18 protein-coding genes are annotated in these 12,171 nt (G+C 67.7%); 4 read left to right on the forward strand and 14 right to left on the reverse strand.

The features are described from left to right. Positions 1 to 184 precede the first annotated feature (184 nt). The 11 genes from ABZ693_RS14030 to ABZ693_RS14080 all read right to left on the reverse strand — a co-directional run bounded on the left by ABZ693_RS14030 (position 185) and on the right by ABZ693_RS14080 (position 7,388). Complete coding sequence (locus ABZ693_RS14030) at positions 185 to 1,414, reverse strand: site-specific integrase (RefSeq protein ID WP_435842422.1); 1,230 nt, start codon at positions 1,412 to 1,414, stop codon at positions 185 to 187. Then, on the reverse strand, positions 1,411 to 1,617 hold the full coding sequence (locus ABZ693_RS14035; protein ID WP_359876205.1) for an excisionase family DNA-binding protein: 207 nt from the start codon (positions 1,615 to 1,617) through the stop codon (positions 1,411 to 1,413). Before ABZ693_RS14035 ends, ABZ693_RS14030 begins: the two co-directional genes overlap by 4 nt. Then, a complete protein-coding gene (gene repSA, locus ABZ693_RS14040; protein ID WP_359876366.1) occupies positions 1,614 to 3,008 on the reverse strand; it encodes a replication initiator protein RepSA in 1,395 nt (464 codons plus the stop codon). Before repSA ends, ABZ693_RS14035 begins: the two co-directional genes overlap by 4 nt. 90 nt (positions 3,009 to 3,098) lie before the next feature. After that, complete coding sequence (locus tag ABZ693_RS14045; RefSeq protein WP_359876206.1) at positions 3,099 to 3,443, reverse strand: SpdD-like protein; 345 nt, start codon at positions 3,441 to 3,443, stop codon at positions 3,099 to 3,101. A gap of 11 nt (positions 3,444 to 3,454) precedes the next feature. Beyond that, the gene (locus tag ABZ693_RS14050) at positions 3,455 to 3,613 is read right to left on the reverse strand and encodes a hypothetical protein (RefSeq protein WP_359876208.1); all 159 of its coding nucleotides are present in this window, start codon (positions 3,611 to 3,613) and stop codon (positions 3,455 to 3,457) included. A 19-nt stretch (positions 3,614 to 3,632) separates the two neighbouring features. Beyond that, on the reverse strand, positions 3,633 to 3,824 hold the full coding sequence (locus tag ABZ693_RS14055; RefSeq protein ID WP_359876209.1) for a mobile element transfer protein: 192 nt from the start codon (positions 3,822 to 3,824) through the stop codon (positions 3,633 to 3,635). Positions 3,825 to 3,827: 3 nt separating this feature from the next. Next, complete coding sequence (locus ABZ693_RS14060) at positions 3,828 to 4,004, reverse strand: hypothetical protein (protein ID WP_359876210.1); 177 nt, start codon at positions 4,002 to 4,004, stop codon at positions 3,828 to 3,830. A gap of 14 nt (positions 4,005 to 4,018) precedes the next feature. Then, on the reverse strand, positions 4,019 to 4,684 hold the full coding sequence (locus ABZ693_RS14065; protein WP_359876211.1) for a DUF2637 domain-containing protein: 666 nt from the start codon (positions 4,682 to 4,684) through the stop codon (positions 4,019 to 4,021). Positions 4,685 to 4,766: 82 nt separating this feature from the next. Beyond that, positions 4,767 to 6,122: an FtsK/SpoIIIE domain-containing protein gene (locus ABZ693_RS14070; RefSeq protein ID WP_359876213.1), complete on the reverse strand. Its 1,356-nt coding sequence runs from the start codon at positions 6,120 to 6,122 to the stop codon at positions 4,767 to 4,769. 3 nt (positions 6,123 to 6,125) lie between these two features. Beyond that, positions 6,126 to 6,470, reverse strand: coding sequence for an SCO3933 family regulatory protein (locus ABZ693_RS14075; protein ID WP_359876215.1), 345 nt, complete (start codon positions 6,468 to 6,470; stop codon positions 6,126 to 6,128). 138 nt (positions 6,471 to 6,608) lie between these two features. Then, positions 6,609 to 7,388: a GntR family transcriptional regulator gene (locus tag ABZ693_RS14080; RefSeq protein ID WP_359876368.1), complete on the reverse strand. Its 780-nt coding sequence runs from the start codon at positions 7,386 to 7,388 to the stop codon at positions 6,609 to 6,611. An 18-nt stretch (positions 7,389 to 7,406) separates the two neighbouring features. Here ABZ693_RS14080 and ABZ693_RS14085 point away from each other — a divergent pair, with 18 nt between their 5' ends. The 4 genes from ABZ693_RS14085 to ABZ693_RS14100 all read left to right on the forward strand — a co-directional run bounded on the left by ABZ693_RS14085 (position 7,407) and on the right by ABZ693_RS14100 (position 10,708). Next, positions 7,407 to 7,874 carry an NUDIX hydrolase gene (locus ABZ693_RS14085; RefSeq protein ID WP_359876217.1) on the forward strand — a complete coding sequence of 156 codons (468 nt, stop codon included), beginning with the start codon at positions 7,407 to 7,409 and terminating at the stop codon, positions 7,872 to 7,874. 20 nt (positions 7,875 to 7,894) lie between these two features. Next, positions 7,895 to 8,101 (forward strand): bacteriocin immunity protein, encoded by a 207-nt coding sequence (locus ABZ693_RS14090; RefSeq protein WP_494485950.1) that lies wholly within the window; start codon positions 7,895 to 7,897, stop codon positions 8,099 to 8,101. Positions 8,102 to 8,730: 629 nt separating this feature from the next. After that, positions 8,731 to 10,002, forward strand: a complete 1,272-nt coding sequence (locus ABZ693_RS14095) for a hypothetical protein (RefSeq protein WP_359876221.1) — start codon at positions 8,731 to 8,733, stop codon at positions 10,000 to 10,002. Between the two features lie 268 nt (positions 10,003 to 10,270). Then, positions 10,271 to 10,708 (forward strand): restriction endonuclease, encoded by a 438-nt coding sequence (locus ABZ693_RS14100; protein WP_494485951.1) that lies wholly within the window; start codon positions 10,271 to 10,273, stop codon positions 10,706 to 10,708. A 164-nt stretch (positions 10,709 to 10,872) separates the two neighbouring features. On the opposite strand, the gene ABZ693_RS14105 is transcribed toward ABZ693_RS14100, so the two are convergent. From ABZ693_RS14105 to ABZ693_RS14115, 3 genes are read right to left on the reverse strand one after another with little or no spacing between them, the layout of a single operon-like run. After that, positions 10,873 to 11,217 (reverse strand): hypothetical protein, encoded by a 345-nt coding sequence (locus tag ABZ693_RS14105; RefSeq protein WP_359876223.1) that lies wholly within the window; start codon positions 11,215 to 11,217, stop codon positions 10,873 to 10,875. Continuing rightward, positions 11,214 to 11,942, reverse strand: coding sequence for a GntR family transcriptional regulator (locus ABZ693_RS14110; RefSeq protein ID WP_359876224.1), 729 nt, complete (start codon positions 11,940 to 11,942; stop codon positions 11,214 to 11,216). Before ABZ693_RS14110 ends, ABZ693_RS14105 begins: the two co-directional genes overlap by 4 nt. After that, entirely contained in the window at positions 11,899 to 12,162 is a 264-nt protein-coding gene (locus tag ABZ693_RS14115) for a hypothetical protein (protein WP_359876226.1), read from the reverse strand. Before ABZ693_RS14115 ends, ABZ693_RS14110 begins: the two co-directional genes overlap by 44 nt. Between the last annotated feature and the right edge of the window lie 9 nt (positions 12,163 to 12,171).

A 12,171-nucleotide genomic window follows, 5' to 3' on the forward strand; every position in this document is an offset into this window, starting at 1 on the left:
GCGGCGGCGTCGGGTGCAGTCGGGGGACATCGAGGGTGGCACGCGCCTACGGATCAGAAGGTTGCAGGTTCGAATCCTGCCGAGTGCACACAGGTGAGAGGCCCGGACGAGAGTCCGGGCCTCTTGCGTTATGGGTCGTACAGCAGTGGAGTACAGCAACCGCCTCGATCGCTGTCGGCCGCTGTCAGCCGGTGGCGCCGCCCATGACGTCGGACAGCTTGCCGAGGGCAGCGCGCAAGTCGTCTTCCCCGGCCGCGGCGTAGACCTCCATCGTCATGGCGATCTGCGAGTGCCGCAGGATCCGCTGTGCCACCTTCGGGTGGACTCCCAGGAGGACAAGGAGGGCGGCGACCGTGTGGCGGGTGTTTCGGAGCGGGATCACGCGGAGGCCGGCCCGACGGGCCCGCAGCGCGAACATCCGGGTGAGGTTCCCCGGCTCGATCGGGGTCCCGTACTTCGTCGTGAAGATGAGCCCGCGGGTGTCCTGCCAGAGCTCACCGACGGCCTTCCGGTCCCCGAGCTGCTGGGCGCGGCGCATCCGGAGCGCCTTGAGGCAGACGGCGGGGAGAGGCAGGAAGTCGTCTGACTCCTCGGTCTTGGTCTCCCGGTGGAGGATCTGCCGCCCGGCCCGCTGGATCTGGTGATCCACGTACAGCTCGCCGGTCTCGAAGTCGATCGACTGCCACGTGAGGCCGAGAACCTCTCCGCGACGGAGACCGAGGCACAACGCGAGCACCCAGGCGGCGAAGAGGTGATCGTCCCGCGCTGCCGCGTCCGCGAGGAACCGTCCTGCCTCGGCGACGGACCACGGCTTGATCCGGCGCCGGCGCGGCTTGGGGACCTTCACGAGGGAGGCGACGTTCTTGCTGATCTCCTCCTCGGCCACGGCGTGCGTCAGCGCGGCACGGAGGGCATCCCGGGCGCCCTGGACGACGCGGCGGGACGGGTACGCCTCACAGCACTCCCCGATGGCGCAGCACTTCTGCCGACGCGGTTCCCGCTTGGTGTCCTTCCCCTGCGCGCAGCACTGGCAGATGCCCGCGAGCTTGGTCAGCCACTCCCGGACGTCCCGGACGGTCAGCTTGTCGAGCCGCTTAGCACCGAGGTGCGGGGCGATGTAGAGCCGGACGTACCCCTCGTACGAGACGTAGGACAGCGGGGCGAGGTTGGGCTTCACGATCGAGTCGAGCCAGTAGGCGAGGAACACGGCGAGGGTGCGGTGCCGGGTGGGCATCGGGCCCTTCTTCGCCTGAGCGTGGAGGTTGAGCCACTTCTCGTGGACTTCCTCGCGCGTCTTGCCGTATGCGTACTTCCGATCACGCTTGCCGTCCGGCTTGGTGACCCAGACGTAGGCCGCGTAGCCGTTCTTGTACGGGTAGATCGACCCCTCACCGTTGCCACGCTTCCCGCTCATGCGGCCCACTCCTCGGCGTTGGTGGCCACGCGCTCGACGTACTCGTCGACCCAGGCCGGCAGGATGCGGCGGTTGTGGCCAACCTTCACGGAGCGGATTTGCCCGGTGAGGACGAGCATCTTCGTCTTGGAGAGCCCGAAGCCGAGCATGGACGCGACCTCGGCGGTCGTGTGCCACTTGGGCTGGATCACGGTCGTGGTCATGCTTCCGTTCCTTCCAGGGGAAGTTGGTCGCGGAGGGCTTCGCGGGCGGTCTCGCGGTTGAGCTGGATGTCCCGGGCGATGGATGCGGCGAGGGCGGCTTCACCGGGGCTGTGGCCCTGGCCGGCGTACGTCCAGGAGGTGAGGACGAGGACGGTGTCCAGCTCGATGTCGTCCAGGCCGTGAGTGGTGCGTTCCTGGGCGGCGCGGTAGTCGGCGCGGGTCTGGCGCAGGTCGGTCAAGGTGGTGGAGTACCGGCGGGACTTGGTGGAGAAGTGGCCGCGGAAGCCGAGCATGTGGGCCCAGGCTCGGAGGCGGCGATCGGGGTAGAGCGGATCGAGGTCGAAGCAGGCTTCGACGAGGCGCCGGGTGTCGTCGGGGACCCCGAGGAGGAGCAGGGCTTCACGGTTGCCGATGCGGCGATCGAGGCTGCCGGTCGTCTCCGCGGCCTTGGTGGCGTACTTGGCGATGTAGGAAGCGACGGCCTGTTCCGTGACGTCGGAGCCGTCGCCGAACGCCTTCACGGGGCGGATGTCGAGTTGGGTGCCCCAGGAGAGGCGGCGGGCGGGGTGCTCGCCGGCGGCGGGGACGGTGACGGTCGTGTACGGGTGCGCGGCGGCGGTACGGATCGCGTCGGTGAGGACTTCGGTGGTGGCCCACGAGGGCGGCGGCGAGTCGGGCCCGTCAGGGCCGTCGATCCGTACGACGGCGTGGAAGTGGACGGCGCCCCGCTTCTGGAACTCGGCGACCTTCCCGTAGGAGATCCGGACGACCGCCTTCAGCTCCCTCTGCGAGAGGCCGGCCGCGGCAGCGATCTCCCGGCGCAGGCGGGTCGTGAACCGCTGCCAGAGCTGCCCGGCGTGGTTGTTGAAGAGAACGGCGGCGGCGTAGTCGTACGAATCGGGGTCGAGCGGCGTGCCGAGGACGGAGTCGTCCTCGCGGTGGTGGGCGCCGCAGCGGCAGGGGCGGGTGCCTGGGCGGTTGTGGACCGGCCCGAAGGACGGGGCGGTGAGGGTGAGGAAGACCCGGGGGTGTTCGCGGACGGCGGCGGGGAGGTCCCGGGCGTTGTCTCCGGCGAGGCCGGCGCGGATGAGGTGGAAGGTGTCGCCCGCGTACGTCCACGCGCAGGCGGGGCAGCGGGAGGCCCGGCGGTTGCCGCAGGCGATGCGGAGCCGTCCGTCCGGCTCGGTGTCCGTGGAGTAGCGGTGCAGGGTCTCGCCGGTGGTCTTGTCCCGGGTGAGGGTCCAGCCGGTGAGGTGGATGGGGTGGGAGCAGCCGCCGGTGCGGTGGATCTGCTCGCGCCAGCGGTCGAAGCCGGGTGAGCCGGCCACCCGGAGCATGTCGCTCAGGGTGGCGGTGTCCCATCCGGCCGACGAGGTGGCCGCGTCGGTCATCATGGAGTGGTTCCTTCTGGTTCTGCGAACTGGGCAGGGGCAGGGCTCCCGGGCGGCGGAGACTTGGCGGTTGAGCCGCCCGGGGCCCGACTAGCGGTGTCGGCGCGGGCCGTTGAGGAGCGAGCGCAGGACGACGGCGCACACGGCGACCGAGGCGGCGCTGATGGCGACGGCGAGGAGCATGGAGACCAGGACCGCGCCGACGACGAGGACCGCTCCGGCGCTGCCGGCGACGACCACGGCCAGGCCGGCCGGGGTGAGGCGCACAGCGGAGGAAGGTGCCGGGACCGGAGCGGGGGCCGGGGTGTGGTGGTGGTCGCAGACCGGTGCGTGAACGGTGTGGTGGGGCTCGATGTCCCCGGTCGGGGTCGGCTGGACGAGCGGGGTGACGATGCCGGTCGGGAGCGGGTTGACCGGGATGCGCGGCTGGAACATGGCGGTTCTCCCTACTTCTTGATCGTGTGGTCGATGAGCGGGGCGAAGACGCTGTCGGCGAGGAGGTAGCCGCCGAGGAGGATCACGGCGACGAGCCACCAGGGCGGGCGGATGAGCTTGACGCCGAGGCCGCCGACGACGATCAGGGCGAGCCAGAGCGGGATGTCCATGACGCGGTCCCCTTCGAGGTCAGCGGGGCTGGCAGCGGTGGGTGCGGGCGGCGAGCTGGGCGGCCGAGGAGCTGGAGTACTCGGAGGACCAGCCGCAGCCGTCGGCCGTGCACACGGCGGCGTGCTTGGTGCGACCGTGGCGGTCGCGGCGGGTGCCGGTCTGGACCGGGCCGATCCGCATCACGGAGTGGAAGTGGTCGCGGGAAGCCACTGTTCAGACCTCCCTGGTGAAGTCGTCGGCGTGGTCGAGGAGCCACTGACGGATCTGGGCCGACTCGAATTCGTCGGCGGACGTGATCACCGGCTCGGCGACGGCGACGGCGTCCACCAGCCGGTTGTTCCGGGTCAGTTCGGCGGCGCGCTCCAGGGCGAGCCGGGTCGAATCGCGCATGGTCGATCTCCTTCTCAGGCGAGTTGGGCGGCGATGGCGTCGGCCAGTTCGGGCGGCACGCCAAGGCGGGTTCGGAGGGTGTCGGTGTCGATTCGGGCGCCGGTGCGGGTGTGGTGGTCGTCGGCGACCTTCCGTGCGTGGGCGACGAGCGCGGCCGGCACGGGCACCTTCGGCGCGGGTTCAGAGGCGGGTTCGAGAGCGGGCGGGGGTGGCACGTCAGGCTCAGCCGTCGGCTCCGCTGGTGTGTCTGGTTCGGCGATTGCCGACGGGGCGGGTGCCGGTTCTTCTTGCGTCGCCGTCGGCACAGTGCTGGGGGAGTGGACGAGGAGGGTGCCGCCGAGGAACGCGAGGGCGGGCCAGCCGGCGACGAGGATGCGCAGCCAGGCGGGTACGTGTCCGAGGTCGAGGAGGCCGGCGGTGGCGACGTTCGCACCGAGGGACGCGACCAGGGCGACCGTGAACCACGTCCAGGCCGAGCGAGACGGTTCGCCCGCCGCCCGCGACGCCCGCAGCCGACGCCAGGCGGCGACAAGCAGGAGGTCGACGGAGACGGGGTAGGCCCAGGCTTTCCATCCGGTCTGTCCGGCAGCGGCGGCCAGGTCGTGGAGGTGGGCGAAGGACAGGGCGCCGGCGATCACGGCTTGTACGAGGACGGCGTCCGGCCGGCCGAGGGGACGCATCGCAGGTCCTCCCTTCTGGTTTCGGGCATGGGTGGGGTAGGGACCTGGCGTGAAACGGTCACGCCGCCGTGGAGCGGGGGGTTCAGGCGGTCACGGGAGCCGTGACGGTCGAGGGCTCCGCGGCTTTGCCCAGCGGCGGCAGGACGGGCCGAAAGGCGTCCAGCGCGGGGATTTCCGGCGTGCGGTGGGCGGAGGAGTTCGCGATGTTCACGGCTCGTCGAAGCGTGAGGTGGGGCGTACGGATGCGGACCCACCCACCGGACGAGTCACCGGTCACGGCGGTGCCGGGGCGGTCGGTGCGGATCTGAATGGTGGCGAGGACGGCGTCCGGGGCGATGTCGCCGAAGGCCATGTTGGCGGAGGTCTCGTCGTTGACGCGGTGGGCGGTGCGGCCGGTGAGCTGGGCGCGAAGCATGGTGATGCCCTTGCCGAGCTCGGAGCCGAAGCGCTGCCCGCAGACCTCCAGGTAGATACCGGCGGCACGGCCGAGCTGAGCGAGCCGGACGAGGGAGGTGACGATCCGGTCGCGGCGCTTCTCCTCATCCTTCGTGGTGTAGAAGGCGAGTTCGGCGACCTCGTCGACGAGGAGCACGATGGGGGTGGGGCGGAGATGCTGTGGGAGATCCCAGATATCGGAAGTGATCTCCGCATCCGGTAGATCAGCGCTCAACCTCTGCTCGTGACGGATGAGTTGATAGATCTCCTCCATGTGCTCGACCAGCACATCGAGCAGATCGGCGGCGGCATCAGGATTGTCGGCGAGGGCAGTGAACCGGCGTGCAAGCGGGGCGAGTTCGACTCCTTGCTTGCAGTCGATTCCGACCAAGGCGACATCGAGTGCGGCGAGGGCAGCGACGAGGTTGCGCTGATAGACGGACTTCCCGGACTGGGTGGCACCGACGTTCAGCGCGTGCGGGGTCTGGCGATAGTCGCGGTAGTAGACCTCTCCGTCCTCCCGCATGGCCACCGGGACTCGCATCACCCCAGCACGGGCAACCGCGGGCATCTGAACCCGCTTGAGGACGTCGTAGCCGGTCATCCGCAGTTCGACGACACCCGAGCGGATCTCCCGGGCGGTGACGTTCTGCATGACGAACGAGTGTCGGAGCCGGTCCGACGCGGCGGAGAAGTCGAACGCGTCCTGGCCGGGACGCAGCTTCACTCGCAGGACCAGTCCGGTACGCGTCGCCCGGAGCCGCAGGATCCGAGGGGCTCGGGAATCGGGGATGGGCCGGCCGGTCACCCGGGCGAGTGCCAGGCGCCAGCGAGGGGGCGGGACGGTCAGTCCGCACGCGTCCATGACCGAGGCGTAGCGGACGAGGACCCGCACCACGGCGAAGACGACGCCGAAGCTCATCCAGTACCAGGCCGGGCGCTGCCACCGAAGCAACAGCGCGACCACGGCGACCAGAGCGAAGGTGGCCGTTAACGCGGTCATGGGTCAGCCCACCCGTGCGGCGGAGAGCGAGGTGACCGCGACGGCGCGGAAGCTGATGCCGTGGCGCTTCTGGCCGTTGAACTCGTTCTCCCACGGCCGGGCGACGACGCCGGTCAGTGCAACCGGGGTGCCCATCGTGAGCTCCTCGGAGATGCCGGGCTTCGGCACGGTGAGGTTCAGGATCTCGGCGTTGCCGTCCATGACGAACATGACGTCGATCGTCATCAGCGGGGCGCCGGTGTCGCGGTCGGTGGCGATCTCGCCGGTCTGGCGGTTCGCGATCTTGGGGGTCGGGGGCTGGGCCACCATCACCATCGCGGCGGAGGTGTCGACGGGAATCTGACGCACAGTGGATCACTCCTCTATACAGGCTGGACTCCTTCACTCATGTACATGAGTGACATGAAGAAGAGTGCCCTACTCCTATACATGAGTCAACCCGCCACGGAGAGAATCCGCAGCGGGCTGGAGGGAGTTGAGCGCGCGTCAGTCGGTCGCGGGGATCCGGTACTGGAAGACGAACTGGTCAGCGGCCATGAGGGTGTCGCAGACCTCCACGACCCGCCCCTTCTTCGTCACGGCGTCGCGCAGCAGGTGCACCACGGGTGCGCCGGGGCTCAGCGCGAGCTCCGACGACTCCGCCTTCGTGGCCGGTCGCGCTTGGAGCGTCTCCACGAACTCGGTGAAGGTGTGGCCGTGGTCTTCGAGCCGGGCGTAGATGCCGCCGGGGCCCGGGTTCTCGGAGAACAGCTCGGGGATGTCCTTCACCACGTCCCACGGCAGATACGAGGAGGCGGTCTCTACGGGCGTCCCGTTTCGGAAGTACAGTCGGCGCCGCGCCAGCACCTGGGTCCCTGCATCAACCCCGAGGCGTGCGGCGATGTCGGCCGGCGCCTCCATGGGCCCGATGTAGAGGACGCTCACCTTGGCCGTGGCACCAGACTGCTCGGACTCGGCGAGGTAGGCGGCCTTGCCACCGCGACGATGCGAGGCGTGGAAGCGGTCGGAGGAGCGGAGCCGTACGGGAGGCCGGTCCTTCACGATGGACCCCTTGCCGTGCCGGGTCTCGACGAGCCCACTGGCCCGCACCTCGACCATGGCCTTACGGATCGTCCCGCCCGCGACGCCGTACCGCTCGACGAGCTCGGACTCACTGGGCACCATGTCGCCGGGCCTCAGCACCCCCGACCGGATCTGCTGGACGATGTCGTCCGCGATCTGCACGTACCGGGGTACGGCCTTGCCGGCGCCTGCTGGAGTTCCCACGGTCTTACTCACTCTCCTATGCTCCTGTACATGAGTAACGGGAGTTCGGGAACCAAGTCAACGCCACTCCACTCGGTCTCCGTGGCCGGGGCGGTAGTACGCGAAGACGGGCGTCTCCTGGCGATCCGCCGAGCGGACAACGGTACGTGGGAGCTCCCGGGCGGAGTCCTCGAACTCACCGAGGCACCCGAAGCCGGTGTTGCCCGCGAGGTCCTGGAGGAGACCGGCATCCACGTCGAGGTGGACGAGCTGACCGGGGTCTACAAGAACACGACGCGCGGCATCGTCGCCCTGGTCTTCCGCTGCAAGCCGTCCGGCGGCACCGAGCGAACCTCGGACGAGTCCACCGCGGTCGACTGGCTCACCCCGGCCGAGGTCGAAGAACGGATGGCAGAGGTCTACGCGGTCCGCCTCCTGGACGCCCTGGACGGAGACGGTCCTCACGTCCGCAGCCACGACGGTCGCCAGCTGATCGCGCAGCGGTGAGCACACAGCCGGCATGGCGTATGACACGTGAGGAGGCCATTCCCCTTGTCCTGCGCCTCATGAACGCAGAGGACTCCGAAGAGGAGTCATCCAAGATCCTTGCCGCCCTCGAACGGGGGTTGGCCTGCCCCCACATCATCGACTACATCTTCTGGAGCTTCGATCCAGATCTGACGCCCGAGAAGGTCGTCGACAGGGCCATGGCCTACAAGCCGATCGCCCTCTGATACCGACGCGGTAAGAGTTTCTCTACTTCATCAAGGCACCCGCCGCGCCCAGCGCGGCGCGCGCGGCCCGCAGCCCGGGCCTGCGCTCCTGTCTCCGCCCCGCTCCAGCCCGCCCGCCGGCCGCACGCCTGACAGCTCGGGTTGATGGACGTCGAACCCGCGGTGGCCGACGCGGTACGCGGGTGCGGCTCAAGGCGATGCCTCCGGCGGGGGCGCTCAGGCTCCGGGATGGAGGGGCGCCGTGCGCGGGTGCCGGCCGGTGGGGTGTGGCGGTGGGGAACTCCCATCCCGTCTGCCGTCGCCCCAGGCAGAGCCGAGCAGACACGGCACCGGGCGTCCAGGTCGTTCGTCCAGTCGGGCGCTCCACCTGGACGCCCGGCACCGCGTCCGCTCCACATACGTGTGGGTCGACGGCAGACGGGATGGGAGTTGGGGTGCGAGTCGTGGGCAATGCCAGCAAAACCACCCCATCCCCTATGGCCGGCGTATAACCTGCCACCCTGGCCTGAGGGGGAACAGTGACATCGCAGCAACACGAAGAGGACTGGGCAGACGCAGAGCCTGTCGAGGACAGCGAGGACATAAAGACTCCTCTACCTCCAGCCGCCGAGACCGCCTCAGAGTCCCGCATGATCCGCAAGCTCGCCGAGCACGACATCGGCCTCCTAAGCACGCGGATCAATTCTTTTAAATTCGGCTCCCATTCAAAATGGGGCTCGCTCAACAGGGAAACACACCTCCCCCGAGAACAGCACGCCACCCTTCTTGCCCAGCTGGAGAGCGGCGTCGAGCATTCCACCAAATGGGCAGGGATTGCAATTCCCTCCGAAGGGTATATTGAGGTACTAGTTGGCCCAAATCAGGCGCCAGTGCAAGGCAGCTTCCTCGCGCGACGACTGGGCCAGCTGGTTTCGGACAACCTTGACGAAGAGTGTGCTCGCCATCCAGAATCCAGCCGCCTGCCATCCCTAGAGTTTCCGGTGATCCGACCTACCGATCGGACACCAAGGATCCACCTGGCGGGCGAAGGTGCCTGCCTGGAGATTTCCGGACCTTCCCCGGCCTGCCACGTGCTCGCCAACATCGGGTTCCGAGAGACCCCCAGATACACACTCTCGGTGCGCGTATTTCATGATAAAAACATGCGTATCGATCAGCTCGAATCAGCGACAGAGCCTCTCTTGAATTCACTGATGTACGAGCTTGATGTGCGAAATCGACTCAACATTCGACCCGCCAAGTGGCCTGGTCAATCCGATCGCAGGCGGCCGACCAACATCGACCAACCGGAGCGGATTGTGCGATTCCCTGAAATTAAAGTGGAATCGGAAGTCTCAGTCCTCTTCGGATTTGCTGGAAGTGCGACAGGGAATTCCCCTCTGTCATTCCTTTCTTACTATCAAGTCCTCGAAAACTATTTCCCCGTCGCAGGCAAGAGAAGCGCACTCAGGAAGATCGAGCTTGAGCTGACAGATCCCCGGTTCGATAAACGCTCAGACAAAGATCTGATGCGACTCCTCAGCGTGGGTGAAAATGCGGCAGCCGCCTCCGAAGCAACCCACTTGAAGACCCTCCTCGAAGAATTCGTACGGAGCGACAATCTCTCACGCTTCTTCACGGAAAATGATTGGGGCAAGCATTTCACCAAGCAAGGCCCCATCAAGGGAATTACGGAGAATATTAATCCGGAAAACCGTCAGACACCTCTGGCCCATCAGGTGGCAGAGCGGGTGTACAGGATTCGGAACCGCATTGTGCACGCGAAGGACGATCCGAAATACCAGAATACGCCGGCGCTCCTCCCTCAAAGCGACGAAGCCGAAGCTCTTTGGCCCGACATCGATCTCGTCCGGTTCCTCGCCTGCGAAGTGATCTTGAGTGCTCAGGTACGTAGCGGGTAGATGTCACCTGACTCCAGGACCGAGCGACGGCGACGTACCAGTACGAAGCGACGCCCAAGCGTAGAAGCGTCCATCTTCCAGCCTTGCAAAGACTCTGGAATGACCCATAGTGGTCGGCATGGCCAGAGCCACGGGTCAAGTGGTTTGGCCATGCATGCCAGATGAGGCGGGGACCGCAGTCAATGGCGAGTGCCAGGGGAAATGCCAGGGTTCGCCCTGACGCCCGTTCCGCCAGGTCACACGTCACTCACCGGAGCTTGCCCGGGCCTTGTTGGAGGCCGCGAACAGCTACGTCGAGGGGTGGCTGACGCGTAGGTCCGGTGACGGTGGGGCGGACTTCGTGGGCCGGCTCGACATCGGTAGCGGGCTCGCTGGCACCAGTCTCGTCGTCCTCGGCCAGGCCAAGTGCGTGAAGCTCGATAGCCTGGTCACCGCCGAGCAGATCGCTCGCGTCGTGGCCCGGCTGCGACGGGGCTGGATCGGTGTGTACGTCACGACCGGGGCCTACTCCGTGCCTGCACAGACCGAGATGGTCGAAGATCAGTACCCGATCGTCCTGGTCAATGGCGTGGAGCTGGCCCGGGAACTTCGAAGCATGGCCCGGGACGACCACGGCGGAGACCTCGAAGCATGCATCGAGCACATACTGACCGGCCGGGAGACCGCGGTCACGAACCGCCGCCCTGAAGAGATCTTGCTTGAGTAGCTGCCCCGTGAGCCGCGGCCTATTTGCGGACAGCGGGGCCGCGGCAAGCCGCCTCTGGACCCCTGAACTGGTAAAACGCGTGGACCACACGGGCCCTCCGGAGCCGTGTGCCAACGATGCCCCGGGCCAAGGCCCGGGGCATCGGTCTGGTCGAGATGATGTCGCTAGCCGAAGGCTGCCGCTGGCAGTTGCGGGCCTTCGCCGCCTCCGCTAGCGGTGACGGTCGGTTCCGGGAGACGGTGGCCGCGGCTCACCGCGATGCGGAGTGCGTCCCGCAAGGCATTCGTGAGGTCTCTCGCCAGAATGTGGAGTTCCTTCGGCTCCGCCTTTGCGTTGGCGAGCACTTCCACGGCCTGCTCCAGAAGAGCGGCTCCGGAGTCGAGTTGGGCGGATTCCGTGCGGTCGGCCAGTCGGGACAGCGGGCCGCCTGCGGTGTCGGTGCTCAGGAAGCAGGGCTTGCCGTTGGAGTCCGACCAGGGGAGGAGCCGGAGTTCATCGTGGAGGGTCATTCGTCTGCGCTCCTCTCATCAGTTGTGAGACGGGTGGTGAAGACGGCGTCGGTGCGGTCGCTGGGGAGGACAAGTAGCGCTGCTTCGATGGCGCGTCCCGTGGTGTCGGTCGCTACGCGAGTGATGGCGAGAACGGGGAGGGTCGGGCTGATGCGGAGCAGCGATGCTTCCAGGGGAGTGGGGAGGCGGACGGAGACTTTCTCCTGGACCTCGGCCAGAGGCGGGAAGGGCTTGGGCAGGAGGTTCGCGACCTCTTGAGGCCAGGGCGGGTCGGCGGGCGCGTCGTCCGGGGCCAGGTCCCGAGGGACGTAGATGTGGGCCAGGCTGTGCGGCGACGTCCCGTCGTGACTCAGACAGCGGAATTCAGTGAGGGGGCTGCCCGTCGCTACTCGCAGGAGGGTGGCCAGGTGCCCCCGGGCCCGAAGCTTCGTAAGGCGGATGCTGACGTGCAGAGCCGCCTGCGAAGGGGTTCGACCGCCGCCGACGTACGTGATTCTGCGGAGGGGGTGGCGGACGAAGTTCCCCGTGCCGTGGATCTTCTCGACGAGTCCTTCGGCCTGGAGCAGGGCGAGGGCATTGCGCAGCGTCGGTGTGCTGACCCCGTAGCGGGCGGCGAGTTGCGCTTCGGAAGGGAGCCGCTCGCCGGCCTTGAAGGAACCCGTCGAAATCTGGCTCCGGAGGTCATCGGCGATGACGTGACGGCGAGAAGCCACGGTGTCGGTCACCCCCTCTCTGCATCCGAAGGGCGATGAGCCTGGTTCGGGAGTGCATGGTCAGCAGTTCGCCCGACTCGAAGTGGAGCTGTTTCGCTCCGCCGGGCAGCTGGACGAGATCGGCGACGCGGCACAGCTGGCCGCCGATCTGGAGGACGTCGCCGCGCTGGACGGTGGCGGAGGTGATCTCGATGTTGACTGCCACCGCGACGCCGGGTGCCAAGTTCCTCATGAGGTGGCC

Origin of the sequence: Streptomyces laurentii (assembly GCF_040635425.1) — a bacterium.
Lineage (GTDB): Bacteria > Actinomycetota > Actinomycetes > Streptomycetales > Streptomycetaceae > Streptomyces > Streptomyces laurentii.

Bases quoted from the DNA above. Each gene is read 5' to 3' on its own strand.
- ABZ693_RS14030 (WP_435842422.1), bottom strand. From the start codon at position 1,414: ATGAGCGGGAAGCGTGGCAACGGTGAGGGGTCGATCTACCCGTACAAG.
- ABZ693_RS14035 (WP_359876205.1), bottom strand. From the start codon at position 1,617: ATGACCACGACCGTGATCCAGCCCAAGTGGCACACGACCGCCGAGGTC.
- repSA (WP_359876366.1), bottom strand. From the start codon at position 3,008: ATGACCGACGCGGCCACCTCGTCGGCCGGATGGGACACCGCCACCCTG.
- ABZ693_RS14045 (WP_359876206.1), bottom strand. From the start codon at position 3,443: ATGTTCCAGCCGCGCATCCCGGTCAACCCGCTCCCGACCGGCATCGTC.
- ABZ693_RS14050 (WP_359876208.1), bottom strand. From the start codon at position 3,613: ATGGACATCCCGCTCTGGCTCGCCCTGATCGTCGTCGGCGGCCTCGGC.
- ABZ693_RS14060 (WP_359876210.1), bottom strand. From the start codon at position 4,004: ATGCGCGATTCGACCCGGCTCGCCCTGGAGCGCGCCGCCGAACTGACC.
- ABZ693_RS14065 (WP_359876211.1), bottom strand. From the start codon at position 4,684: ATGCGTCCCCTCGGCCGGCCGGACGCCGTCCTCGTACAAGCCGTGATC.
- ABZ693_RS14070 (WP_359876213.1), bottom strand. From the start codon at position 6,122: ATGACCGCGTTAACGGCCACCTTCGCTCTGGTCGCCGTGGTCGCGCTG.
- ABZ693_RS14085 (WP_359876217.1), top strand. From the start codon at position 7,407: ATGCTCCTGTACATGAGTAACGGGAGTTCGGGAACCAAGTCAACGCCA.
- ABZ693_RS14090 (WP_494485950.1), top strand. From the start codon at position 7,895: ATGACACGTGAGGAGGCCATTCCCCTTGTCCTGCGCCTCATGAACGCA.
- ABZ693_RS14095 (WP_359876221.1), top strand. From the start codon at position 8,731: ATGATCCGCAAGCTCGCCGAGCACGACATCGGCCTCCTAAGCACGCGG.
- ABZ693_RS14105 (WP_359876223.1), bottom strand. From the start codon at position 11,217: ATGACCCTCCACGATGAACTCCGGCTCCTCCCCTGGTCGGACTCCAAC.
- ABZ693_RS14115 (WP_359876226.1), bottom strand. From the start codon at position 12,162: ATGAGGAACTTGGCACCCGGCGTCGCGGTGGCAGTCAACATCGAGATC.